This is a genomic window from Streptomyces geranii, from assembly GCF_002954775.1.
In the GTDB taxonomy this organism is placed as follows: Bacteria; Actinomycetota; Actinomycetes; order Streptomycetales; family Streptomycetaceae; genus Streptomyces; species Streptomyces geranii.
The window spans coordinates 188,261-213,423 of record NZ_PJME01000013.1 but is presented as its reverse complement, the minus strand read 5'-3'; the positions used below and the strand labels follow the sequence as shown (position 1 = coordinate 213,423).

Genomic DNA, 25,163 nt, shown 5'->3' with positions numbered 1-25,163 from the left:
CCCACCCCCGCCTTCCCCACCCACCCCAACCCGCCACCCACCCCCCAGCCCGTCCGGCGCTTGAGGACAAAGCGGGGTCCGGGGCGGCAGCCCCCAGGGATGGGACGGGTAGGGGCGGCGGGGGCGAAGGAAAGCTACGCGGCCCCGAAAACCTCCCCCTTCTCCGCCCTCCCCACCAACAACGCCGGCGGAGCAAACCGCTCCCCATACCTCTCCGCCAACTCACGCGCCCGCGCGACAAACCCCGGCAGGCCGCCCTCGTACCCGTTGATGTACTGCAGAACGCCCCCCGTCCACCCCGGGAACCCGATCCCGAAGATCGAGCCGATGTTCGCGTCGGCCACCGACGTCAGCACGCCCTCCTCCAGCAGCCGTACCGTGTCCAGCGCCTCGGAGAACAGCATGCGTTCCTGCATGTCCACGAAGGGGATCCGTACACCCTCCGCGCCCTCGGCGCGCCCGAAGTGCTCCCGCAGCCCGGGCCACAGGCCCGCCCGCCTGCCGTCCTCCCCGTACTCGTAGAAGCCCCCGCCCCCACTCCTCCCCGTACGGCCGAACTCGTCGACCATCCGGTCGATGACCGCCTCCGCGGGGTGCGTCTGCCACGTGCCGCCCGCCTCCTCCACCGCCCGCCTGGACTCCGCCCGGATCTTGCGCGGCAGCGTCAGCGTCAGTTCGTCCATCAGGGACAGCACCTTCGCCGGATAGCCCGCCTGGGCCGCCGCCTGTTCGATCGACGCGGGCTCGATGCCCTCGCCGACCATCGCGACGCCCTCGTTGATGAAGTGGCCGATGACCCGTGAGGTGAAGAAGCCCCTGGAGTCGTTCACGACGATCGGGGTCTTCCGGATCTGGCGGACCAGGTCGAAGGCCCGCGCCAGCGCCGCCTCCCCCGTCCGCTCGCCCTTGATGATCTCGACGAGCGGCATCTTGTCCACCGGTGAGAAGAAGTGCAGGCCGACGAAGTCGGTCTGGCGTTCGACTCCTTCCGCCAGGGCTGTGATCGGGAGCGTGGACGTGTTCGAGCACAGCAGCGCGTCCGGGTCGACGATGTGCTCGATCTCCTGGAACACCTTGTGCTTCAGGGCCGTGTCCTCGAAGACCGCCTCGATCACCGCGTCGCAGCCGGCCACGTCCTGCGGGTCGGCGGTCGGCGTGATGCGGGCCAGCAGTTCGTCCGCCTTCTCCTGCGTTGTGCGCCCCCTGGCGACCGCCTTCGCGCACAGTTTCTCCGAGTAGCCCTTCCCCCGTACCGCCGCCTCCGCCGAGACGTCCTTCAGCACCACCTCGATGCCCGCGCGGGCGCACGAGTACGCGATCCCCGCGCCCATCATCCCGGCGCCCAGCACCGCCACCCTGCGCACCGGACGCGGTTCGAAGCCCTTGGGGCGGTTGGCGCCCGAGTTGACTGCCTGGAGGTCGAAGAAGAACGCCTGGATCATGTTCTTCGAGGTCTGTCCGGCGGCCAGTTCCACGAAGTAGCGGGCCTCGATGACCTGCGCGGTCTCGAAGTCGACCTGGGCGCCCTCGACGGCCGCCGCGAGGATGGCGCGGGGGGCCGGGTACGGGGCACCGTTCGTCTGCTTGCGCAGGTTGGCGGGGAAGGCGGGCAGGTTCGCCGCGAACTTGGGGCTGGCGGGGGTGCCGCCCGGGATGCGGTGGCCGGGCTTGTCCCAGGGCTGCTGCGAGGCGGGGTTGGCGTCGATGAAGGCGCGCGCCTTGGCCAGCAACTCGTCCTGCGTGGTGGCCACTTCGTCGATCAGGCCGTTCTTCAGCGCACGCGGGGCGCTGTACTGCGTGCCCTGGAGCAGCACCTTCAGCAGCGCGTCCGCGATGCCGAGCATGCGGACCGTACGGACGATTCCGCCACCCCCGGGGAGGAGGCCGAGGGTGACCTCCGGACAGCCGATCTTCGTGCCGGGCGTGTCGAGGGCGATCCGGTGGTGGCAGGCCAGCGCGAGTTCGTAACCGCCGCCCAGGGCCGCGCCGTTGATCGCCGCGACCACCGGCTTGCCCAGGGTCTCGATGCGGCGCAGGTTCCGCTTGATGGCGAGGCCGCCGTCGAGGAGTTCCTGGGCCGTCTCGGGGGTGACACGGATCAGGTCGCGCAGGTCGCCGCCCGCGAAGAACGTCTTCTTGGCGGAGGTGAGGATGATCCCGCGGATCGTGTCCTTCTCGGCCTCAAGCCGGTCGGTGACCACCGCGAGGGAGTCACGGAACGCCTGGTTCATGGTGTTCGCGGACTGGTCGGGGTCGTCGAGGACGAGGGTGACGAGGCCGGTGCGGTCCTGCTCCCAGCGGATGGTGGTGCTCTGTGTCATGAGGGGATCTCCGTAGCAGCTCAAAAAGTCTCTGTACTGGCGCGCCGGCTTACTGGCGCGCTCGCGTGCTGGCGTCGATTCCGCCGAATCGGCCGAATCCGCTGGGAGTTCAGATCCGTTCGACGATCGTCGCGATGCCCATCCCGCCGCCCACGCACAGCGTGGCCAGGCCGTACCGCTTGTCCTGGCGCTCCAGTTCGTCGACGAGCGTGCCGAGGATCATCGCGCCGGTGGCGCCCAGCGGGTGGCCGAGCGCGATGGCGCCGCCGTTGACGTTGACCTTGTCCAGGGACAGGCCCATGTCTCGGGCGAAGCGGAGGACTACCGCCGCGAAGGCCTCGTTGATCTCGACGAGGTCGATGTCGTCGATGGTCAGCCCGGCCTTGGCGAGGGCCTTGCGGGTCGCGGGCGCCGGGCCGGTGAGCATGATGGTCGGCTCGGAGCCGGAGACGGCGGCGGAGACGATCCGCGCGCGCGGGCGCAGGCCGTAGCGCTCGCCGACCTCCTGGGAGCCGATGGCGACCAGCGAGGCGCCGTCCACGATGCCGGAGGAGTTGCCCGCGTGGTGGACGTGGTCGATCTTCTCGACCCAGTGGTACGTCTGGAGGGCCACCGCGTCGAAGCCGCCCAGGTCGCCGATGTCGGCGAACGACGGCTTGAGGCGGGCCAGGGAGTCGGCGGTGGTGCCGGGGCGCAGGTGCTCGTCGTGGTCGAGGACGACGAGGCCGTTGCGGTCCTTCACCGGGACGAGGGACCGGTCGAAGCGGCCGTCCTTCACCGCTGTCGCCGCGCGCTCCTGGGACAGGGCCGCGTACTCGTCGACGTCGCGCCGCGAGAAGCCCTCGATGGTGGCGATGAGGTCGGCGCCGATGCCCTGCGGCACGAAGTTGACGGCGAGGTTGGTCATCGGGTCGTTGAACCAGGCGCCGCCGTCCGAGGCCATCGGCACCCGGGACATCGACTCGACGCCGCCCGCGAGGACGAGGTCCTCCCAGCCCGAACGCACCTTGGCGGCGGCCATGTTGACGGCCTCCAGACCCGACGCACAGAAGCGGTTCTCCTGGACGCCGGCCACCGTGTCCGGCAGTCCCGCGACGACGGCGGCCACGCGCGCGATGTCGGAGCCCTGGTCGCCGACCGGTCCGACGACGCCGAGCACGACGTCGTCGATCGCGGCCGGGTCGAGGTCCGGGAAGCGGTTCCTGATCTCGTGGATGAGGCCCACGACGAGGTCGACGGGCTTGGTGCCGTGCAGGGATCCGTTCGCCTTGCCGCGCCCGCGCGGGGTGCGGATCGCGTCGTACACGTACGCTTCGGTGCTCACTGGTCAGCCTTTCGGGGAGGGTGCGGGAGCGGGCGCCGGCCGGGGGTCAGCCGCCGTCCTTCAGGAGTCGGGGCACGTCCCAGTCGCGGGCCACGTCCGCCGTGTCCGCGCCCGGCTGGGCGGGGCCGCCGTGGATCGACGTGTGGGTCACGGAGAAACGGGGCGCGGGGGCGGGCTGGGTGATGCCGCCGTGGTCGGTGAAGGTGCCGCGGGCGGCCAGGTGCGGGTGGTGCGGGGCCTCGCGCAGCGAGAGGACGGGCGCCACGCAGGCGTCGGAGCCCTCGAAGACCGCCGTCCACTCGTCCCTCGTACGGGTCCTGAACCGGGCGGTGACGGCCTCGCGCAGGTCGTTCCAGCGGGCGATGTCCTTGCGGGCGGCGGAGTGCTCCTGGAGGCCGAGCAGGTCGAGGAACTCGGCGTAGAACTGGGGTTCCAGCGCGCCGACCGCCATGTACCGGCCGTCGGCGGTCTCGTACGTCCCGTAGTACGGGCAGCCGCCGTCGAGGAGGTTGGCGCCGCGCCGGTCCTGCCAGCCGCCCGCCGCGAGCATGCCGTGGAGCATCGTGGCGAGGTGGGCGGCGCCGTCGACGATCGCGGCGTCCACGACCTGGCCGGCGCCCGTCGCGCGCGCGTGGTGCAGGGCCGCGAGGACCCCGACGACGAGGTAGAGGGAGCCGCCCGCGTAGTCGCCGAGGAGGTTGGCCGGGGCGGGCGGCGGGGCGTCCGGGCTGCCGATGAGGCCGAGGACGCCGGTCGGGGCGAGGTAGGCGATGTCGTGCCCGGCGCGGCGGGCGAGGGGGCCCTCCTGGCCCCAGCCCGTCATCCGGCCGTAGACGAGCCCCGGGTTGCGGGCGTGGCAGCTCTCGGGGCCGACACCGAGGCGCTCGGCGACCCCGGGGCGGTAGCCCTCGACCAGGATGTCGGCGCGGGCGGCGAGATCGAGCACGCGGGCGGGACCGTCAGGTGCCTTCAGGTCGACGATCACCGAGCGCTTGTTGCGGTTCGTGACGTCGTACTCGGGGTCGATGGCCAGTCCCGTGCCGCCCGGCCGGTCCACGCGGACCACGTCGGCGCCCAGGTCGGCGAGGAGCATCGCGGCGAACGGGCCGGGCCCGATGCCCGCCAGCTCGACCACCCGCACCCCGGCGAGCGGACCGCCGCCCGCCTCCCCTGCCACCGACATCGAGTCCCCCACTCCCGTGACACAACCGACATGACACCAGCGATGCTAGGAACGCCCCGAGGCTCCGCACAAGGCTTCGCCGGGCACAAATTAAGCAAGCGCTTGGCCAAGCCTCCCGTTCCGGACGGACACGCACCACGGACGGACCGGGCGCGCGACCCCACTCCCCCTCACGCTAGCCTCGACCACCGACAACGGCGCGGAACGCACAACGAGGGGTGTCATGAGCAGGCCGAACAGGATGGAACGCCCGTACGACATCGTGCTGTTCGGAGCCACCGGCTTCGTCGGCGCGCTCACCGCCGAGTACCTCGCCGCGCACGCGCCCGACGGTCTGCGCTGGGCGCTCGCGGGCCGCAGCCCGGAGCGGCTGGAGTCGCTGCGCGAGCGCCTCGCGGGCATCGGCAAGGCGGCCGAGGTCGGCGTGCTGGCGGCGGACGTCTCCGATCCGGCCTCCCTGCGCGAACTCGCCGGGCACACGCGCGTGCTGGCCACGACGGTGGGCCCCTACCTGACCTACGGCGAGGAGCTGGTCGCCGCCTGCGCGGACGCGGGCACCGACTACCTGGACCTCAGCGGTGAGCCGGAGTTCGTGGACCTGATGTACGTCCGGCACGACGCACGCGCGCGGGAGACCGGCGCCCGGCTGGTGCACGCGGCCGGTTTCGACTCGGTCCCGCACGACCTGGGCGCCTACTTCACCGTCGCCCAGCTGCCCGAGGGCGTGCCGCTGACCGTGGACGGGTTCGTGCACGCCGACGCGATGTTCTCGGGCGGCACCTTCGCCTCGGCGCTCAACCAGTTCTCCCGGGGACCCCGGATGCTGGCCGCCGCCCGCGACCGACGGCGGCACGAGCCACGGCTGCTGGGCCGCCGCGCGACCGCCCCCTCGGGCGCACCCCGGTACGCCAAGGAGGTCGACGCCTGGGCGCTGCCGCTGCCCACCATCGACCCGCAGGTCGTGGTGCGTTCGGCCCGCGCGCTGGAACGCTACGGCCCCGATTTCCGTTACCGCCACTACGCGGCGGTACGACGGCTGCCGTTCGCGGTGGGCGGGGTCGCCGCGGTCGGCGCGGTGTTCGCGGCGGCCCAGGTGCCGCCCGCGCGGCGCTGGCTGTCGGGGCGGCTGCGGCCGGGCGACGGGCCGAGCGCGGAGCGGCGGGCCAAGAGCAGCTTCTCGGTGCGGTTCGTCGGCGAGGGCGGCGGGCAGCGGGTGTTCACGGAGGTCGCGGGCGGCGACCCCGGCTACGACGAGACGGCGAAGATGTTCGCCGAGTCGGCGCTCTCCCTGGCCTTCGACGACCTTCCGGCGACGGCCGGGCAGGTCACCACCGCCGTGGCGATGGGCGACGCGCTGATCGACCGGCTGCGCAAGGCGGGCATCACGTTCCGGGTGGCGGCCACGCGCTGACGGACGGGCCCTCGGCAGGGCGTACGACGGCTCCAGCGGGGCTTACTGGGCCCAGCCCGTGACCGTCCAGATCATGCCGACGATCCAGGCGAGTCCCGCCAGTACGGCGACGACCAGCGCGGCCGTGACGGCGCGCTCGACGGGCTGGGCGGGGCTGGCGGCGGGCTTCGGGGCGCGGTGCGTGGTCATGGGCACAGCCTGCCGACAGCTCAGGGTCGCCGACATCCGTACAGATACTCAGAACACATACTCAGATGATCACTTGAAGGCCCTACGCGGTAGGCCCTTGCGCAACAGCCCCCTCCGCGGTGGCCTCCTTCAGTGCCCGCCGGCACAGGGCGTCCGCGCGGCGGGTCGTCTCCGGGAGGCGGTAGTCCGGAGTGAGCGCCAGGACGTGGGCGCAGGCCCCGTCCAGGGTCGTGCGGTGGCCGACGGAGACGAACACCGGTTTGACGCCGTCCCGGGTGCGCAGGGCGCGGCCGACCTCCTCCGGGCCCGCCAGGAGCGGGGACGCCGAGCCGCGCCGGGTGCCCGGCTCCTCGTACGTGAAGGTGAACGGGTTCTTCGCGACGCCGATCGTGGGGAGCCCGGTGAGGACGCCGAGGTGGCTGGCGAGACCGAAGCGGCGCGGGTGGGCCAGGCCGTAGCCGTCGCACACGACGAGGCCGGGCGGGACGGGCAGCGCGTCGAGGGCTGCCAGGACGGCCGGGACCTCACGGAAGGCGAGCAGGCCGGGCACGTACGGAAAGGGAACCCGTCCGACGGCCGTGGCCTCGGCGACGACGCCCAGGGTCGCCGCGTCCAGGACGACCGCGGCGGCCACGACGAGGTCCCGTTCGTCGTCGTAGGCGACGTCGACGCCGGTGACGTGCCCCGTCCCGGGCGGCGGTCCGGGCTCGTCGAGCACCACCCGCAGCCGCAGTTCGTCCTGGACCGCGCGGGCGCCTTCCTCGGTCGTGGGCCAGTCCGCCGGAACGGGCACGCTCGTCGTCATCTCCATGATGACGACGAGCGTACGGCCCCGGCGCGGGAGGTCACTTGCCGCCGAGGACCCGCTTCAGCTGCTCCTTGTCCATGCCGGAGCGGCCGTGCACGTTCCGCCGCCTCGCCTCCGCGTAGAGCTGCTCGTACGTCTGCCCCCGCGCGCCCTTGTGCGAGCGCAGGCCGCCGCGCCTGCCGGACGACATGTCCTCGGTCGACGTACGGCTGGCGGTCCGGGACTCACCGGCACGGGCGTGCTCCTTGTTGACGGTCCGCGCGTGAACGGGTACCCGGGCATCACGATTCGAGCCGTGCCACGCGCCCCTTCTCGCCGGCCGCCCAGCAGCCCAGGTCGGGGGTGCAGTCCACGGTGTCGTACGAGCCGGTGTCCACCGTCTTCCAGGTGCGCCCGGCGTCCGTGGTGAGGTCGGTGCCGGTCGGGCCGACCGCGAGCGCGGCCGTGCGGCTGTAGGGGAGCCAGGCGACGCCGGAGCGGTAGGCGGGCGGGGGTGTGGCCGAGGTGGTCCAGGTACGGCCGCCGTCCCTGGTGACCGCTCCCGCGCGCGGGGAGGGCTGGTCGGCGCGGTAGTCGCCGCCGACCGCGAGTCCGTGCGTACGGTCGCGGAAGGCGAGCGCGAAGACACCGCGCGCCCCGTCGCCCGCCGGGATCGGCGAGTCGGCGGCCGTCCAGGTGAGCCCGCGGTCGGCGGAGTGCAGCACGCGCGCGCGTGCACCCCCGCCCGTGGCCAGCCAGACGTCACGCGGCCCGGAGCTGACCAGGCACTGCCCGCTCGCCGCGAAGCCCGCCTCGCCCTCCAGCGCGGCCGGCATGCCCTCGCTGGGCAGCACCTTCCAGGAGCGTCCGCCGTCGGCGGTGGACAGGATGCGGAACCTGCCGTCCACCGGGTCGCTCATGGCGAGGCCGTGGCGGCTGTCGAAGAAGGTGAGGCAGTCGTAGAAGGCCCTGGCGTCGGTGTTGCGGAACGACTCGGTCCAGGTCGTGCCGCCGTCGTCGGTGCGGTAGACCCGGGAGGCCTCGCCCTCGCCGATGGCCAGGACCACGGCACGCCGCGCGTCGAACGCCTCGATGTCCCGGAACTGCAGCTCGGCCGCGCCCGGCGGAGAGACGTTTCGCCAGCTCGCGCCGCCGTCGGTGGTGCGCAGCACGGTGCCCGCGGTCCCGGCGACCCAGGCGGTGTTCCGGCTCACGGCGGACAGTCCGCGGAAGCGGACGTCGGCGGCCCCGCTGTCCTTGGCCGCCCAGTGCGGCGCCGGGTGCCCTGCGCCGGAGCCGGTCCCCTCGTACGCCTGCGCGGGCGCCGCCAGTCCGGCGGCCACGGCGGCGAGCGCCGCCGCGTACGCCCCCGCCATCACCACGCGACTCGTCCGCTTCGTCCGGCTCATCCGTATCGTCCGTCTGGCCTGCCGCTTCGGGCTCAAGATCCTCATGGCGGGCGAAGGTAGCAGTGAATGAACTCGGTGACAGAGGTCACTAGAAATTCAGGTGCACTGTTTGGCTCGTTCCAGCGTCTCCTTCAGTGTGCGGACCGTTCCAATCGGGAGTGCGGCCAACCGTCACAAGGGAGCAAGGCGATGTCCACCGTCATCGAACAGCTGGTAGAAGCCCGTCTCGTCGCCGCCGCGCCGCGGATGCCGAGCATTCCCGCGACACTCACCTACGACCGGCGCGATCCGTTCGCCGTCCGGATGACCTTCCCCGCGCCGGCCACGCTGGAGGGCGTGGAGGTCTGCTGGACCTTCGCCCGCGAGCTGCTCTCCGACGGCATGCGCGAACCGCAGGGCCACGGCGACGTCCGGGTCCGGCCGTACGGCTACGACCGGACGGTGCTGGAGTTCCACGCCCCCGAGGGCACCGCGGTCGTCCATGTCCGCTCGGGCGAGCTGCGGCGCTTCCTGGCGGCCACCACCGAACTGGTGCCCGTCGGCCTGGAGCATCTGCAGACCGACCTGGACCACGACCTCGCGGAGCTGATGCGCGACGCCCTCTGACAGCACCGCTCGGCCGCCTTTAATGCTTTGACAGCCCGAAACGCCACTTCCTACGCTGACAGCGGTCCTGTTGCCGTCGAATTGGAGAAGGACGTTGCTCTACTGAGGTCTTGAGACACCGCGCCCCACACCCTCCAGTGGTGTGTGTGCACAGCGTGCGACCTCGGTGTTCGAGCCGTCCGTGACTCCTTCCGGAGCAGGGCCTTTCTCGTGCCACCAAGATCATTCCGCCGCCGCCCGCCGGTGTCTCGACACGCGTTTGCCCCGACCGAACCAAGCAACCGCGAGGCCGCATGTCAGCCACCACTTCCATCGCCGTCACCTCCCTGTCCTTCGCCTGGCCGGACGGCACCGCCGTCTTCGAGGGCCTCGACGTCGCCGTCGGCCCCGGCCGCACCGGGCTCGTCGGCGTCAACGGATCAGGAAAGTCAACCCTGTTGAAGCTGATCGCCGGTCGGCTCCAGCCCGCCGACGGCACCGTCCGCGTCGCGGGCGACATCGGCTACCTCCCGCAGTCCGTCACCCTCGACACCACCCTGCGCGTGGACGAAACGCTCGGCATCCGCGCCAAACGGGCCGCGCTGCACGCCATCGAGGCGGGTGACGTGGCCGACGAGCACTTCGAGACGATCGGCGACGACTGGGACGTAGAAGAACGCGCCCTGGCCACGCTCGGCGAACTCGGGCTCGGCCGGATCGAGTTGGACCGCACGATCGGCGAGATCTCGGGCGGTGAGTCCGTCCTGCTGCGCCTGGCCGCGCTGCTGCTGCAGCGCCCGGACGTGCTCCTGCTGGACGAGCCGACCAACAACCTGGACCTGTACGCGCGCCGACGCCTCTACACGGCCGTCTCCTCCTGGCCCGGCGTGATGGTCGTGGTCAGCCACGACCGTGAACTCCTCGACCTGGTCGACCAGATCGCCGATCTGCGCTCCGGCGAGGTCACCTGGTACGGCGGCAACTTCTCGGCGTACGAGGAGTCGCTCGCCACCGAACAGGAGGCGGCCGAGCGGATGGTGCGGGTCGCCGAGGCCGATCTGAAGAAGCAGAAGCGCGAACTGTCCGACGCGCACCTGAAGTTGGCCCGCCGCAGGAAGTACGGGCAGAAGATGGCCGACCAGAAGCGCGAGCCGAAGATCGTCATGGGGGCGCGCAAGCGGTCCGCGCAGGAGTCGGCGGGCAAGCACCGCATCCTGCACGAGGAGCGGCTCGCCGGCGCCAAGGAGCGGCTCGACGAGGCGGTGGACGCCGTGCGGGACGACGACGAGATCCGCGTCGACCTGCCGTACACGGCCGTACCGCCCGGCCGTACCGTCCTCACGCTGCTGGACCTGGAGCTGGCGTACGGCGCGAGCGTGGGCTCCTTCGATCTGCGCGGGCCGGAGCGGGTCGCGCTGATCGGGCGTAACGGCGCGGGCAAGACGACCCTGCTGCGGACGGTCTCCGGAGAGCTGGCCCCCGCCTCCGGGGAGGCACGCGCGCACGTGCCGCTGCGTTTTCTGCCGCAGCGGCTGGACGTCCTCGACGACGAGCTGACCGTCGCGGAGAACGTGGCCCGGTTCTCGCCCGGCGCCACCAACAACCGGGTCCGTGCGCGGCTGGCCCGCTTCCTGTTCCGGGGCGCCCGCGCCGACCAGCCGGCCGCGACCCTGTCCGGCGGCGAGCGCTTCCGGGCCGCGCTGGCCGCGCTGATGCTGGCCGAGCCCGCACCCCAGCTGCTGATGCTGGACGAGCCGACCAACAACCTGGACATGGCGAGCGCACGCCAGCTCGTCTCGGCCCTGGAGTCGTACGAGGGCGCGCTGATCGTGGCCAGCCACGACCTGCCGTTCCTGGAGTCGATCGGGATCACCCGGTGGCTGCTCCTGGACGGCGAGCTGCGGGAGATCGACCCGGCGGAGGTGGGCTGACGTCGGGGGCCGGGGCCGGGGCGGCGGCCCCGGTCTGACCTCCGGGGCTTTTGTCCGGACAGCCCGGCCCGGCATGATGTGCCCGGACGCCCCCTGCGATTCGGAGTTCCGCCCGTGCCCAGCAAGAAGGCCCTCATACGCCGCCCCAGCCCACGCCTGGCCGAGGGCCTCGTGACGCACATCGAGCGCGAGGAGATCGACCCGGCCCTCGCCGAACGGCAGTGGGAGGCGTACGCGGAGGCGCTGCGCACCCACGGCTGGGAGACCGTCGAGGTCGATCCGGCGGACGACTGCCCGGACGCGGTGTTCGTCGAGGACGCGGTGGTCGTCTACCGGAACGTCGCCCTGATCGCCCGGCCCGGCGCCGAGTCCCGGCGCGACGAGACGGGCGGCGTCGAGGAGACCGTGGCCCGCCTCGGCTGCTCGGTGAACTGGGTGTGGGAGCCGGGCACCCTGGAGGGCGGCGACGTCCTCAAGATCGGCGACACGATCTACGTAGGACGGGGCGGGCGGACGAACGCCGCCGGCGTACAGCAGCTGAAGGCCGTGTTCGAACCGCTGGGCGCCCGGGTGGTCGCCGTACCGGTGAGCAGCGTGCTGCATCTGAAGTCGGCGGTCACCGCGCTGCCGGACGGGACCGTCATCGGGCACGCGCCCCTGGTGGACAGTCCGACGCTCTTCCCGCGCTTCCTGCCGGTCCCGGAGGAGTCGGGGGCGCATGTGGTGCTGCTGGGCGGCGGCAAGCTGCTGATGGCCGCGAGCGCGCCGAAGACGGCCGAGCTGCTCGCCGATCTCGGCCACGAGCCGGTGCTGGTCGACATCAGCGAGTTCGAGAAGCTCGAAGGCTGTGTGACCTGCCTCTCGGTGAGACTGCGGGAGCTGTACAGCTGATCGGGCGAACGGGCTACCCGTTCGGCCCTGGACCTGCGAGCCTGGGGCTTCGCCTCTCCCTGGTGCGAAACCCGCTGATCAGCGATCTTTACAGCACTCTTAACTTACGGTGGCGTAACCTACGGGAACGTAGCCTACGATGCCGTAGGTTGAGTTCTCGGCAGTCCCCGGCAGTCCCCCGAGAAGTCCGCGTATTCCGCTCGCACGTCATTCTGGAGCATTCATGACGATCACTTCGCCGCACCTCGGCAGCCCGTCCGGCGCCTGGACCGACGCCCGGCTGCTGTTCGCCCTGGAAGAAGTGGTCGAGACCGAACTCAACCGGCATCTCAAGGTCGCCAAGGACTGGATGCCGCACGAGTACGTGCCGTGGGGCGACGCCCGCAACTTCCCCGGTTTCTTCGAGGACGGCGAGGCCTGGGACAAGGAGCAGTCCAAGGTCACCGAGCTGGGCCGGATCGCCCTGGTCGTCAACCTCCTCACCGAGGACAACCTCCCCAGCTACCACCACGAGATCGCCAGCCTGTTCGGCCGCGACGGCGCCTGGGGCACCTGGGTGCACCGCTGGACGGCGGAGGAGGGCCGACACGGCATCGTGATGCGCGACTACCTGCTGGCCTCGCGCGCGGTCGACCCGGACAAGCTCGAAGAGTTCCGTATGCAGCACATGGCCGAGGGCTTCGAGTCGGACAACCGGCACTCGATGCTGCACTCGGTGGCGTACGTCGCCTTCCAGGAGCTGGCCACCCGCGTCTCGCACCGCAACACGGGCCACCAGTCGGGCGACCCGGTCTGCGACCGCATGCTGGCCCGCATCGCGACCGACGAGAACCTGCACATGGTCTTCTACCGCAACCTCCTGAAGGCCGCGTTCGAACTCGCGCCCGACCTGACGATGCAGGCGGTCCGGGACGTGATCGTCAACTTCCGGATGCCCGGTCACGGCATGCCCGGCTTCGAGCGGGCCGCCGCGCAGATGGCGATCGGCGAGGTCTACAACATGCGCATCCACCACGACGACGTGCTCCAGCCGGTCCTGCGCCACCTCAAGGTCATGGACATGAGCGACCTCACCGGCGAGGGTCTCCAGGCCCAGGAGGAACTGGGCATGTTCATGGGCGGCCTGGACGCGGAAGCCGCCAAGTTCGACGAGAAGCTCGCGGCCCGCAAGGCCCGCCTGGCGGCCCGCGCCGCCGGCTGACCCGCCTCGACCCCGCCGCATCCCTCACTCGTACGCCGTCACCTCGTCCAGCGCCGCGTCCCGCACGTCGGCCACGGGGTGGCGGCGCAGTGCTGTCAGCCGCTCCCGCCAGGGCCCGGCCCACTCCGTACGGCCGCCCAGCGCCCCGGTGACGGCGACCGCGAGCAGCCCCTCCGCGTGGCCGCCGTGGGCGGTCAGCAGCCCGACCTCGGCCAGCAGCGCCTCGGGGTCGCCCTCCTGTTCCGGCCGCGCCAGCCGTTCGGCCAGCTGACCGGCGGTGCGGGCGGCCAGTGCGGGGCGGCCGGCGGTGAGCGCGGCCAGCTGTCCGAGGCGGGGCGGCCGGGCGTCGAGGTCCAGGTGGTACGCCGCCAGGGTCGCGGCCCGCGGTACGTGGGCGTCGTACCCGGCGAGCAGCTCGCTCGCGGCGAGAGCGGCGGGCCGGACGCTCCCGGCGGCCGGACTGCCGTGCCGGAGCAGGCAGGAGACGACGTACTCGACCCGCCGGTGGGCGGGACGGTCGCGCCCCTCCCCCGCGTCCAGGTCGGGCTCGCCGTCCGCCGGGCGCCCGGCGAGGGTCCGTAGGGCCTCCAGGAGCCAGTGGGCGCCCTGCGGGGAGTCCTCCGCGACGGTCACCAGGCCGCCGGCCGCCACCTGCCAGTTGGTCCGGTCGCCGAGGTCCGTCGCGGCCCGCGCCAGCAGCGCGGGCGCGTCCGGCGACCAGGGCGTCCACCGGGCCAGGGCGCCGAGGGCGAGGGCCGCGGTCTCGGGGTCGTCGGTGCCGCACACGGCGTGCACGAGGCGGGCGTAGCGCTCGCGGTGGGGTTCGGGCAGATCGAGGGGGCGGATCCGCAGCACGGCCCGGCGCAGCACCGGTTCGGCGCCGGCCGCGTCGCGCAGCAGCTCCCAGACCGGCTCGTGCGCGACGAGCCCGCCCGCGAAGGCCACACACGCGGTACGGACGTCGCGGTGGGTGCCGGGCCGCCCGTACGTCTCGCAGAGCAGCGCGACGGCCGACCGCGCGGGCAGCCGGGTCACCGCGAGCCGGACCGCCTCCTTGCGGCTGGTCACCTTGGTGTCCGGGGCCCGCAGCACCTCGGCGAGCTGTCCGGCGAGCAGCGACGGCGGCGCGTACCGCGAGGCCCGGGTGGCCGCGTGGACGGCGACCCGGGCGCGATCGTCGCCCGCGTGGGCGAGGAGTTCGGGCAGCGCCTCGTGGGGCCGGTCGGTGCGGGAGAGCGCGGTGAGCGCCGCCTCGGCGAGGACGACCTCCCCGGAGTCGGTCCACTGCCGTACGAGGGCGACGCCAAACTCCGGTACGTGCGCGGCCTGTTGGATCGCGGCGGCCCGACGGTGCAGCGGCAGCGCGGAGTCGGCGGCGAGGTCCGCCAACCGGCCGACGAACCGGCGCTGTTGGCGGGGCCGCCAGCGCCGGACGCCGTGGTGGCCGGGTGCGGTCCAGGGCTCGCGCTCGGGCAGGAAGCGGCCGTACGGCGGGGTCTCGGCGAGGTACGGGTCGAGCAGGTCGGTACGGCGGCCGGCGAGGGTGCGCCACACCGACGGCAGTGCTCCGGCGGAGGGTTCGTGGGCGAGGACGCGTGCGACGCGTTCGTCGCGGGTGGCGGGCGGCTCCAGCCAGAGGTCGATCGCCGTGCGGACGGTCGCGTCCTTGCCGCCGTAGCGGACGGCCTGCCAGAGCAGGTCCTGGAGTTCGGCCATACCGGCGGCGCGTCGTCCGACGGCCCGGGCGAGGGCGAACGCGAGGCTGTAGTCGGCCTTTTCGGCGCCCGCCTCGATCCAGGGGCGCAGCGCCTCGTACACGCGGTGCTCCTGGCCGTGCGCGAGGGTCCGGTCGAGCCGGCCGAGGTCGATGGTGCCGGTGTGGCCGGTGATGCGGACCAGGGTGCGCAGCGCCCAGTTCACCAACTCCCGTGGCCCGCGCGCCGCGTGCTCGCGCAGCACCCCGAGGGCGAGGGCTCCGAGCCGCTGCCGGGTGGGTCCGGAGGAGTCACGCGCCTCGACGGCGTCCGCGGCGATCCGGTCGAGGTGCGGTTCGGCGTCCTCGGTGAACAGCGCCGCACGGACGTCGGCGAGCGCCGCAAGCGCGGCCGAACGCACCGGGTCCTGTTCGTTCCTCAGCCGCCCCATCTCCGCGAGTACGGCGGTGACGGCGTCCGGGTCGCCGGAGCGCGCGGCGTTGTCGATCAGCAACGGCCAGGCCAGGGCGCGGTCCTCGGCGGCCGGGCGACGGGTGGCGTCGAGGAGCCGGGCGCGTATCTCGGCGACGGGCAGGAACGATTCGACGAGGAGTACGGCGTACCAGCCGGCGCCTCGTTCACGGGCGGCGGCGGCTGCGCGGCGGGCCTCGTCGGGCGCGTGGGTGCGGGGCAGCACCGCCAGGGTCGCCACGTCGGCGACGGCGGAGCCCCGGCCCTCCTGCACCTCGGCGAGGAGGGCGTGGCGGCGTCCTGGCGGCATGGCGGCGAGCAGTACCGGGAGGTCTCCGGTGGCCGCCAGCACCCTGCCGTAGGCGACGAGTTCGGGCGCCCCGGAGCGGGCCAGCCCGCGCAGCACGGACGTGTTCAGCGAGCGCACACAGCGGGCGGACCAGCCGGGTGTGCCGAGCAGGCGCAGTACGCGCCCGGGGGCCGCGGCGACGAACAGGCCCAGGCAGGAGTCGAGTCGGCGGGGGAACACCCTGGGCGGGCGGCGCTCCAGGAAGCCGAGGACGCGCAGGGGGTCGTGCGGCGCGACGGCGGCCACGGCGCCGCCGAAGGACTCCCACCAGGAGTCGTGGAGCGCGGCCGGCAGTTCGGCCAACTCCCGTTCCAGCGCGTCCAGCAGCAGGTCCGGGTGGCGTCGGGCGAGCGCGTGCCAGCCGTCGAAGGCGTGGAACAGCTCGGGGAGCAGCCGGGCCACCGTCTCCCGTGTGCACCCGGGCAGCAGCCGTGCCGCCTCCGCGTCTCCGCGCTCCAGGCGCACTCCGTCCAGGAGCCGTTCGGCGAGTGCGGTGCGCCCGCCCGCGACGATCGCGCGCAGCAGGTCCCGGCGTACCGCCTCGGAGGCGTCGGTGAGCCCCGACTCGTAGGCGGAGTCGGGCACTTGGAGGTTCTCGGCGGCCCGGAGCGCGTGCGCGCGCACGAAGGGGTCGGGGTCGGCGATCCGGTCCGCGATCCAGTCGGCGTCCCGCCCGATCGCCGCGGCGACGATCGCGAGGTCACGGCCGTACGAGCCGCGTTCCGCCAGCTCCGTCAGCACCGGCCGCAGGTGAGTGAACTCTCTTGTCCGTGCGGCGAGTTCGCGCATGCGCTGCGGGTACGGAAGCGGGTCGAGGGCGTCGAGCAGACTGTCGACCTGCTGGTGCGGGGTTCGGAGCATGAGCTGGATTGTGCCGCTCGGTGCCGGTCGGCGTACGGGAATTGGCCGCCGAGCGGTCAGTGGGAGGTGTGCGAGGTGCGCCGGAGCTGGAGCCGTTCCTTCTCGGAGAGGCCGCCCCAGACGCCGAATCGTTCGTCGTTGCTGAGTGCGTACTCCAGGCAGGCGGGACGCATCTCGCACATCCCGCAGATGCGCTTGGCCTCGCGCACCGAGCTGCCCGGCTCGGGAAAGAAGAAGTCGGCCCCGGTCTCCGCGCACAGGGCCTGCGCCTGCCAGGCGTCGTCCATCGGGGTGATCGTCTCGTAGTGCATGGACGAGATCGTGCCGGACCGCGAAAAACGTTCGCTCAACGTCCACTCAACGTCCGATCGACGGCGACCGCCGGGTCCGCCCGCCGAGCGGCCCGGGCGTTCCCGCCGGTCGCCCGATGATGCTCCCGCCGGACGCGCGAGCGCACGGCGGCGCGCGGAGTGTTCTTGGACGAGGCGCGTTCCCGCCCTCACCCAGGGTGACCGGCTCCAGCGCTCCGGGCGGCATTGTCCCGCTCCGGCAGCGATTGTCAGTGGGCGGTGCGAGACTCGGCAGAGCAGGCAACAGGCCCGTCACCGAGGACGGGGCCCCTTGAGGAGGGCGAAGATGCTCACCACCCGTTTCGTGACCGGCGCTCCCAACTGGATCGATCTCGGCACCCCTGACATCGAGGGTGCCACCTCCTTCTACGGCGCGCTCTTCGGCTGGGAATTCCGGGACGCGGGCCCCGAGGCCGGCGGCTACGGCTTCTTCCAGCTGGGCGGCAGGACCGCCGCGGGCGGTATGCAGATGACCGAGGAGCAGGGGGGCACGCCGTCGTGGACGGTGTCCTTCAAGACCCCGGACGTCGACGGGACCGCCAAGGCCGCCGAGCAGAGCGGGGGCGCGCTGCCGATGCCGCCGATGGACGTGATGGACGCGGGCCGGATGGCCGTCGTCACGGACAGCGCGGGCGCCGTCTTCGGCCTCTGGCAGCCCGCCCGCATCAAGGGCCTGGAGGTGGCCGGGGAACCCGGCTCCCTGTGCTGGGTGGAGCTGTACACGCACGACGTGCCCAAGGCCGCCGTGTTCTACGGCAGGGTGCTGGGCCTGGAGACGTCGGGGGTGGAGTTCCCGGGCGGCTCGTACACGTGCCTGAACCCGGCGGACGGCGGGGAGGACAGCGTGTTCGGCGGCGTCATCGACGTGGCCGACGACCCGACCCACACGGAGACGACCCCGTACTGGCTGCCGTACTTCGAGGTCACCGACACGGAGGCGACGGTCGCCAAGGCCCAGGAACTGGGCGGTCAGGTGCGGATGCCGGCCACGGAGGTGGAGAGCGTGGGCACGATGGCCAAACTGACGGACCCGTACGGGGCACGGTTCGCCATCATCAAGAGCGCGCCCAGGCCTGTCTAAGGGGCGCGATCAGCCTCCACCGGTGGTCGGCCGACAAGCTACCCGTCCCGGGGAGCACTACGCCGACACGCGCCGCACCAACGTCGTCGGCAACACCACACTCGACGCCTCACCCCCCACCAACAACCGAGCCATCAACCTCCCCATCTCCTCGATGGGCTGACGCACAGTCGTCAACGCCGGATCGGTCTGCTCGGCGACAGGCAACATGTCGTCGAAGCCGACCACCGCGACATCCTCCGGCACCCGCCGCCCGCACTCCCGCAACACCCTCAACGCCCCCGCCGCGGTGAGGTCGTTCGCCGCGAACACGGCGTCCAGATCAGGCCGCCGCTCCAGCAGCTCACGCATCGCCCGCTCCCCGCCCCCTGGGGTGAAGTCGCCCTCGGCGATCAACCGGGGGTCGGGGTCCGGAGCGGCCTCCCGGAACCCGTCGAGCCGGTCCACCGCCGAGGTCTGGTCGAGGGCGCCCGTGATGTGTGCGACGCGCGTCCGCCCCAGGCCGAGGAGATGCCGTACGGCGACCCCCGCGCCGCCCCGGTTGTCGCTGTCGACGTACACGGCATCACGGGTGCCGTCGCTCCAGCCGGGTCGGCCGCCGAACACGGTGGGCAGCCCGGCGCGTTGGACGAGGCCGGGCAGCGGGTCGTCGAGGTGCAGGGAGAAGACGAGGGCGCCGTCGACATGGCCACCGGCGAGATACCGGCCGACCCGGGTGTGGTCGTCGCGCCCTTCGGTGAGCAGCAGCACGAGTTGGGAGTCGTGGGCGGTCAACTCCTTGCTGATGCCGCGGAGTTGGAGGGCGAAGAAGGGGTCGGCGAAGACTCTGGTCTCCGGTTCGGCGATGACGACGGCGACAGCGTCGTGCCGCCGGGTGACCAGGGAGCGGGCGGCCTGGTTGGGGACGTAGCCGAGTTCCTCGACGGCCTGCCTGACGCGTTCGACGAGGGGTTCGCGCACGCCGTCGCCGCCGTTCACGACCCGTGACGCGGTGGCCCGGGAGACGCCCGCCCGCGCGGCCACGGCCTCCAGGGTGGGACGCGACGCGGTCTCGGTCACTTCGGGGCTCCTCATCGGCGGTTGCCGATCAGGATAGTCCCGCCCCGGCACCGGATGAGAGCGCTCTCGGAGCCCGATCAGTGCTCGTGCGCCGACGACGCCTCCCCCTCCCCGGCGGCAGCACCAGCAGGAGCACCCGCCGCCCCGTGGGGCTCGTACCCGGGAATCGTCCCGTCCGTCCGCCGCACCAGGAACAGCCCCGCCATCCCCATGTCCGAGTGGCTCTGCACATGGCAGTGGTACATCCACGCACCGGCCCCGACGCCTTCCCCGGCGATCACCTGGAAGCCGAAGGAGTCCGCCGGTCCCACGATCTTGTTGTCGACGACCTGGCTCGGGTCGTCGGGGCCGGTGAGCAGGCCGGTGCGGTTGTCCGCCCAGCGATGACCGTGCATGTGGAAGGTGTGGTAGTACTCGCCGTGCGTGATCATCACGAACTCGACCCGATCCCCCACCGTGGCCTCGAAGTTGGGGCTCTGGTGACCGGGCCGGTTGTTGATCGTCATGTCGTTGAAGACGATCGTGTACGTGGTGTCCGGGAGGATGTCTCCCTTGCGCCGCACGATCGCCGGCCCGTAGAGGCCCTTGCGGATGCCGCCGGTGCCGTGTTCGGTGCCGACGACATGGTCGTGGTAGTGCCAGTAACCGGCGCTGCCCGCCCGCCAGGTGCCGTCCGCCCGACGCCCCGGTGCGTGGGTGCGCCAGGTGTAGGTGCGACTGCCGCCGGGCTCGACCTCGCTGCGCGACAGTTTCGTACCGTCGCTGGAGATCTCGTAGTCCATGCCGTGGACGTGCAGACTCACGGCGATGTCCGTCGTGTTCTCCAGGGTGATGTGCGCGGTGTCGCCCTCGTTCAGCTCGATCAGCGGGCCGGGGACGGACGCGGCACCCCTCGTGAACCCGTAGCCCAACTGCCCGTCGGCGAGCCGCTCGGCGTACAGCTGGAGATGCCGTACCTCACCGCCGGCCGGGGCGGTCTTCGGTGGCAGCACGGCCGCGGCGGTCGCGCCGCCCGCCTCCGGGGCCACCGACAACGATGTCGCGACGGCCGCGCCGCCGAGCAGCACCCGCCGGTTGAAGTCACGTCTGTCCATGCCGAACTCCCCACCCTGGTACGGAAGATGCGCAGCGGGAACGAGAGGAACCGCTGAGACGGTAGCGGCCCGCCACCCGTTTATCCACACCCAGGACAAAGTTCGTGCGATCCCGGTCATACCTCTTGGCTGGCCGCCCAAAGGGGTCTAGCTTCCTTGGCGTTTGCTGTGACCGGAGAGGGGTGGGTGACCACATGCGGTTCACATCGCATCAAATACCTATGGCTTTACGAGGGTTGAGCGGGCGCAGACGTACCTGGGCGGCGACCGTCGCCGCCACGGTCGTCACTGCCGGGCTGCTGTCGGGGCCCGCCGCGAACGCGCGGTCGGCACCCGAGCCGTCCGTGACAACGATGTCCGTGAAGTCGCCGCCCGGTGGCAGCGGCGTACGTGTCCTGGTCTTCCACGGTTCGGCGGCGGCCGGGGACGAGTCGCCGGTCGTGAACGCCGGGATCGAGGCGATCGAGCGGATCGGGCTGTCGGGCCCGGCGGAACAGCGCTACGAGGTCGAGGCGACGGACGACGCCTCGGTGTTCACGGACGGGCCCCGGCTCGGCACCTTCAACGCGGTCGTCTTCCTGACCGGCGGCGGTGACGTCCTCGACCCGGAGCAGGAGGCCGGGCTGGAGACGTACATGGAGGCGGGCGGCGGTTTCGTCGGTATCCATGACGCGGCCCGGGCGGAGCCGTACTCCGACTGGTTCACGGGGCTGGTGGGCGCCCGACCGGCGGCGACCAGCCCGACAGCCGTGCAGCGGGCGACCGTTGAGGTCGGCGACCGGCGCCATCCGGCGACGAAGGATCTGCCTGCGCAGTGGAAGCGGCCGGACCAGTGGCTGAACTGGGTGAAGAACCCGTCCGGCGACGTGCACACCGTGGCCCGGGTGCGCGAGTCGACGTACAAGCCCGGTGCGAGCGCCAACGGCTGGGACCACCCGGTGAGTTGGTGCCGGGACTACGACGGCGGGCGTTCCTTCTACACCGCGATGGGCGGGACTGTGTCGTCGTACGACGAGACGGACTTCCGTGCCCATCTGCGCGGGGCGCTGCTGTGGACGACCCGGCTGGCGCAGGCCGACTGCAAGGCGACCGTCAACGGCAACTACAAGGCGGAACGGCTCACCCAGCCCAATCAGCCGGCCCAGAACGACCAGATCGGCGAGCCGCACGGGCTGGTGACCGCGCCCGACGGGCGGGTGTTCTACATCGGCAGAGGCGGCGCCGACTCGTCCCAGCCGGTGGTCACCGACTGGAACAACCCGAACATCGGCAAGGGCAAGGGACAGATCCACGTCTACGACCCGAGGACCAAGAAGGTCACTCTGGCGGGCGAGTTGACCGTCTTCGGCAACAAGGGCGGCGGGGACGAGCTGACCAAGGTCGAGGAGGGGCTGCTCGGTATCGAGCTGGACCCGTCCTTCGAGCGCAACGGCTGGGTGTATCTCCACTACACGCCCCACTCGCGGATCAACCGTGACACGAGGATGGCCGAGCGGTACGTCTCCCGCTTCACGTTGGACCTGAACACCAACCGGCTCGACCTGAACAGCGAGAAGGTGCTGCTCAAGTGGCCGGTGCAGATCCACAGTTGCTGTCACTCGGGCGGCGGGCTGGCCTGGGACTCCAAGGGGAACCTGTACATCGCGACCGGTGACAACAACTCCAGCCAGTTCAGCGAGGGTTACTCGGGCAACAACCCCCAACCGGCGTACAAGGGCGTGTCGTTCGCCGACGCGCGGCGCACCGCCGGCAACACCAACAACCTCAACGGCAAGATCCTGCGCATCCATCCGGAGTCCGACGGCACGTACACACTGCCCGAGGGCAACCTGTTCACGGGCCGGGAGACCGACGAGGGTGGCGGCAAGACGCGCGGCGAGATCTATGTGATGGGGGTCAGGAACCCGGCCCGGATCGCCGTCGACAAGACGACGGACACGCTGTACGCGGGCTGGGTCGGACCGGACGCGGGCGCTCCCTCGACGACCTGGGGTCCGGCGAAGTACGACACGTTCGCCGCCATCACCCGGGCGGGCAACCGGGGTTGGCCGTACTGCATGGGCAACAAGCAGCCTTACCGGGACCGCAATCTGCCCGATCCGTCGAAGCCGCTGGGCTGGTACGACTGCGACCACCCGAAGAACGAGTCGCCGAACAACGACGGCCTGGTCAATCTGCCGCCGGTCACCGGCAACAACATCTGGTACTCGCCCCAGGGCGGCGCCCCGGACTTCCCGCGCGATGCGAACGGCATCCCCTCCTACAAGCAGGCGGAGAGCACCTATCTGCTGCCGTGGCTGAAGGGCGGCGGTCAGGCCGCGATGAACGGTCCGGTGTACCGCTACGACGCGGCGAGCGCGAGTACGGCCAAGTGGCCGGCCTACTGGGACGGCAAATGGTTCGTGGGCGACTTCTACGACTCCGACCAGCCGCGCAACGCGGTGCTCATGGACCCGAAGACCCTGGGTGACGGCGGACTGCCCGTCCACGCCGAGTCGTTGAAGAAGATCGTGCCGATCGGGAACGACGGCATCAAGAACCTCATGGACTGGAAGTTCGGTCCGGACGGCGCGCTGTACGTCCTCGACTACGGCCGGGGTTTCTTCACCTCGGACGCCAAGTCGGCGCTGTGGCGGGTCACTTACACCGGCGGGGGCCCGACGCCCGCGCTGGGCGATCTCGCGAGGGGAGCAGCGGAGTGACACGCGGACGCAGACATCTCTGGACGGCCCTGTTGGCGTCCCTGCTGCTGGTGCTCGGGCTGACGTCGGCGGCGGGAGCGCGCACGGCCGCCGAGCCGGTGGCCGACGAGCCCGCAGCCGCTCAGGTCCTGACCTGGACGGCGGGCGACGACATCACCAAGTACAGCTCGGCGCCCACGACAGCCGTCGCGGGCGCGACGACGATCGTCTTCGAGAACAGCGCGGCGACCGGCAACACCATGGGGATGCCGCACACGTTGACGTTCGACGTCGTCGACCCCGAGTACAACAACGACGTGCCGCTCAACATCCTCGCCAACCCGAACGACGACCAGGACGGCAGGCACACCGCCGAGGTCACGCTCGCCCCCGGCCGCTACCGCTACTTCTGCACGATTCCGGGTCACGGCCAGATGCAGGGCATCCTCGTGGTGACGGAGGGCGGCGGCTCCGACACAACGGCTCCGGTGACCTCGGTGAACGTGACGGGCGCGCAGAACTCGCAGGGCCAGTACGTCGGTTCGGCGAGCGTGGCGATCGGCGCGACCGACGAGGGGTCCGGCGTCGACCGGGTCGAGTACGCGATCGGGGCCGACGGTGCCTGGCAGCCGTACACCACGCCGGTCGTGATCGACCAGGTCGGCGGCCACACGGTGCGCTACCGGGCGTTCGACAAGACGGGCAACGCCGCCGCCGAGAAGAGCGTCACGTTCACGGTGGTCGCGCCGCCGACGGAGGACACGGCGCCGCCGGAGACCTCGGCGACGGTGAGCGGTGAGCGGAACCCGGACGGGGCGTATCTCGACATGGCGACGGTGACCGTCTCCGCGTCGGACACCGGGTCCGGGGTCAACACCGTCGAGTACGCGGTGAACGGCGGGAGTTGGCAGCCGTACACGGGCCCGGTGATGGTGCACCAGGTCGGCAGCCACACGGTCCGCTACCGGGCCACCGACAAGGCGGGCAACGTCGCCGCCGAGAAGAGCGTGGCGTTCACGGTCGTGGCACAGCCCGCCGAGGACACGACACCGCCGGTGACCGGGGTGACGGTCGAGGGCACCCGGAACGCGAACGGCGCCTACGTGAACAGCGCGAAGGTGACGATCAGCGCGACGGACCCGCACGGCGGCTCGGGTGTCGCCGTGGTCGAGTACTCGCTCGACGGCGGCCCCTACCTCACGTACACCGCACCGGTGTTGGTCGACCGGGCGGGCGCGCACTCCGTGACGTACCGGGCGAGCGACAAGGCGGGCAACACCAGTGAGGCCCGGTCGGTGAGCCTCACGGTGGTGGCGGGCGGCGGGGTTCCGGCGCCCAACTGCCCCGAGTACGACGAGCGGTTGACGGTGATCGTCGGCACGGTCGACTCGGGTGTCCCGAACCGGGTGACGAACAACCGTTGCCGGATAGGCGAGTTGATCGAGGACGAACGGGAGTGGACGTCCCACGCCCTGTTCCTCAAGCACGTACGGACCGTCCTCGACCAGCTCTTCAAGGACGGTGCCATCGACGAACGCGAGGACGCGGCGATCGACGAGGCGGCCCGCGAGTCCGGTATCGGCAGGCCGGGCCAGACCGAGGGCTACCGCACGATCCTCGACGGCACGGCGGCGTCCTTCGCCAAGTGGCAGCAGGTGGGCGGCGGTTCGTTCGCGCGCAACGGCGACGGGTCGATCACCAGCGGCACGACCGTCGGGGGCCTGGGCATGCTGTGGTTCCCGGAGCGGAAGTACGGCGACTTCTCCCTCAAGCTCCAGTGGCGTGACGACGCACCGGGCACGGGCAACGCCAACTCCGGTGTGTTCGTGCGCTTCCCGTGGGTCCAGGGGCACCCGGAGGAGCCTCGGCCGGAGTGGGTCGCCATCAAGTACGGGCACGAGGTGCAGGTGCTCGACCGCCCGGACGGCGACATGTACAAGACGGGCTCGGTCTACGGCTTCGACCGCGTGGGTCTGGCCGGGGCGGGGGTGACCCAGAAGGGCACCTGGAACGACTATGAGATCCGGGTGGTCGACCAGCACTACTCGGTCTACCGAAACGGCGTCCTGATCAACGAGTTCGACAACATCGGCGGCCAGGACTTCACCCCGCCGCGCTCGGACGACCCGGGCACGGACGGACGCCGGTTCGCGTCCGGCTATATCGGCCTCCAGGTGCACGGCACGACCGACGTGGTCTCGTACCGGGACATCCGGATCAAGGACCTGTAAGGCGCGAAAGGAGTCGGCAGGACGTAGGCGATCGACGTGACAGCCAAGTCGGTGAACGGT

The 25,163-nt window shown here is 71.8% G+C and carries 18 protein-coding genes and 1 pseudogene; 8 read left to right on the top strand and 11 right to left on the bottom strand.

What is annotated here, in order from left to right:
- Positions 1-134 precede the first annotated feature (134 nt).
- The 3 genes from CW359_RS20020 to CW359_RS20010 all read right to left on the bottom strand — a co-directional run bounded on the left by CW359_RS20020 (position 135) and on the right by CW359_RS20010 (position 4,828).
- Positions 135-2,321 carry a 3-hydroxyacyl-CoA dehydrogenase NAD-binding domain-containing protein gene (locus CW359_RS20020; protein ID WP_105971339.1) on the bottom strand — a complete coding sequence of 729 codons (2,187 nt, stop codon included), beginning with the start codon at positions 2,319-2,321 and terminating at the stop codon, positions 135-137.
- 109 nt (positions 2,322-2,430) lie between these two features.
- Positions 2,431-3,645: an acetyl-CoA C-acetyltransferase gene (locus CW359_RS20015; protein ID WP_105971338.1), complete on the bottom strand. Its 1,215-nt coding sequence runs from the start codon at positions 3,643-3,645 to the stop codon at positions 2,431-2,433.
- Between the two features lie 46 nt (positions 3,646-3,691).
- Positions 3,692-4,828: a CaiB/BaiF CoA transferase family protein gene (locus tag CW359_RS20010; protein WP_105971337.1), complete on the bottom strand. Its 1,137-nt coding sequence runs from the start codon at positions 4,826-4,828 to the stop codon at positions 3,692-3,694.
- 223 nt (positions 4,829-5,051) lie between these two features.
- Here CW359_RS20010 and CW359_RS20005 point away from each other — a divergent pair, with 223 nt between their 5' ends.
- Entirely contained in the window at positions 5,052-6,239 is a 1,188-nt protein-coding gene (locus tag CW359_RS20005; RefSeq protein WP_105971336.1) for a saccharopine dehydrogenase family protein, read from the top strand.
- A 42-nt stretch (positions 6,240-6,281) separates the two neighbouring features.
- Here CW359_RS20005 and mmpA read toward each other — a convergent pair whose 3' ends face one another.
- The 4 genes and pseudogenes from mmpA to CW359_RS19990 form a co-directional block, all read right to left on the bottom strand.
- Positions 6,282-6,428, bottom strand: coding sequence for a morphogenic membrane protein MmpA (gene mmpA, locus CW359_RS45895; RefSeq protein ID WP_198655295.1), 147 nt, complete (start codon positions 6,426-6,428; stop codon positions 6,282-6,284).
- A gap of 82 nt (positions 6,429-6,510) precedes the next feature.
- Positions 6,511-7,239: an endonuclease V gene (locus tag CW359_RS20000; protein ID WP_105971335.1), complete on the bottom strand. Its 729-nt coding sequence runs from the start codon at positions 7,237-7,239 to the stop codon at positions 6,511-6,513.
- 34 nt (positions 7,240-7,273) lie between these two features.
- Positions 7,274-7,501: pseudogene (locus CW359_RS19995) on the bottom strand (plasmid stabilization protein); the annotation flags it as partial.
- A 16-nt stretch (positions 7,502-7,517) separates the two neighbouring features.
- Positions 7,518-8,624 carry a WD40/YVTN/BNR-like repeat-containing protein gene (locus tag CW359_RS19990; protein WP_408647499.1) on the bottom strand — a complete coding sequence of 369 codons (1,107 nt, stop codon included), beginning with the start codon at positions 8,622-8,624 and terminating at the stop codon, positions 7,518-7,520.
- Between the two features lie 189 nt (positions 8,625-8,813).
- On the opposite strand from CW359_RS19990, the gene ssgD reads away from it, so the two are divergent.
- From ssgD to CW359_RS19970, 4 genes are all read left to right on the top strand, one after another.
- Entirely contained in the window at positions 8,814-9,230 is a 417-nt protein-coding gene (ssgD, locus tag CW359_RS19985; RefSeq protein WP_105971333.1) for a spore wall synthesis regulator SsgD, read from the top strand.
- A 293-nt stretch (positions 9,231-9,523) separates the two neighbouring features.
- Positions 9,524-11,140, top strand: coding sequence for an ABC-F family ATP-binding cassette domain-containing protein (locus CW359_RS19980; RefSeq protein WP_105971332.1), 1,617 nt, complete (start codon positions 9,524-9,526; stop codon positions 11,138-11,140).
- Positions 11,141-11,254: 114 nt separating this feature from the next.
- The gene (gene ddaH, locus CW359_RS19975; RefSeq protein WP_105971331.1) at positions 11,255-12,031 is read left to right on the top strand and encodes a dimethylargininase; all 777 of its coding nucleotides are present in this window, start codon (positions 11,255-11,257) and stop codon (positions 12,029-12,031) included.
- Positions 12,032-12,254: 223 nt separating this feature from the next.
- Positions 12,255-13,232 carry an acyl-ACP desaturase gene (locus CW359_RS19970; protein WP_105971330.1) on the top strand — a complete coding sequence of 326 codons (978 nt, stop codon included), beginning with the start codon at positions 12,255-12,257 and terminating at the stop codon, positions 13,230-13,232.
- Positions 13,233-13,256: 24 nt separating this feature from the next.
- Here the strand turns inward: CW359_RS19970 and CW359_RS19965 are convergent, their stop codons facing one another.
- Positions 13,257-16,607 carry a hypothetical protein gene (locus CW359_RS19965; RefSeq protein ID WP_105971329.1) on the bottom strand — a complete coding sequence of 1,117 codons (3,351 nt, stop codon included), beginning with the start codon at positions 16,605-16,607 and terminating at the stop codon, positions 13,257-13,259.
- A gap of 56 nt (positions 16,608-16,663) precedes the next feature.
- Positions 16,664-16,918: a WhiB family transcriptional regulator gene (locus tag CW359_RS19960; protein ID WP_105971328.1), complete on the bottom strand. Its 255-nt coding sequence runs from the start codon at positions 16,916-16,918 to the stop codon at positions 16,664-16,666.
- A 325-nt stretch (positions 16,919-17,243) separates the two neighbouring features.
- Between CW359_RS19960 and CW359_RS19955 the strand changes: the two genes are divergently transcribed.
- Positions 17,244-18,038 (top strand): VOC family protein, encoded by a 795-nt coding sequence (locus CW359_RS19955; RefSeq protein ID WP_105971327.1) that lies wholly within the window; start codon positions 17,244-17,246, stop codon positions 18,036-18,038.
- Between the two features lie 57 nt (positions 18,039-18,095).
- Here CW359_RS19955 and CW359_RS19950 read toward each other — a convergent pair whose 3' ends face one another.
- Positions 18,096-19,097, bottom strand: coding sequence for a LacI family DNA-binding transcriptional regulator (locus CW359_RS19950; RefSeq protein ID WP_105971326.1), 1,002 nt, complete (start codon positions 19,095-19,097; stop codon positions 18,096-18,098).
- Between the two features lie 77 nt (positions 19,098-19,174).
- A complete protein-coding gene (locus CW359_RS19945) occupies positions 19,175-20,191 on the bottom strand; it encodes a multicopper oxidase domain-containing protein (protein WP_105971325.1) in 1,017 nt (338 codons plus the stop codon).
- Between the two features lie 221 nt (positions 20,192-20,412).
- Between CW359_RS19945 and CW359_RS19940 the strand changes: the two genes are divergently transcribed.
- Complete coding sequence (locus CW359_RS19940; protein ID WP_105971324.1) at positions 20,413-22,893, top strand: ThuA domain-containing protein; 2,481 nt, start codon at positions 20,413-20,415, stop codon at positions 22,891-22,893.
- The gene (locus CW359_RS19935; RefSeq protein WP_105971323.1) at positions 22,890-25,103 is read left to right on the top strand and encodes an OmpL47-type beta-barrel domain-containing protein; all 2,214 of its coding nucleotides are present in this window, start codon (positions 22,890-22,892) and stop codon (positions 25,101-25,103) included. The genes CW359_RS19940 and CW359_RS19935 overlap by 4 nt, the downstream gene beginning before the upstream one ends.
- The last annotated feature ends 60 nt before the right edge of the window (positions 25,104-25,163 follow it).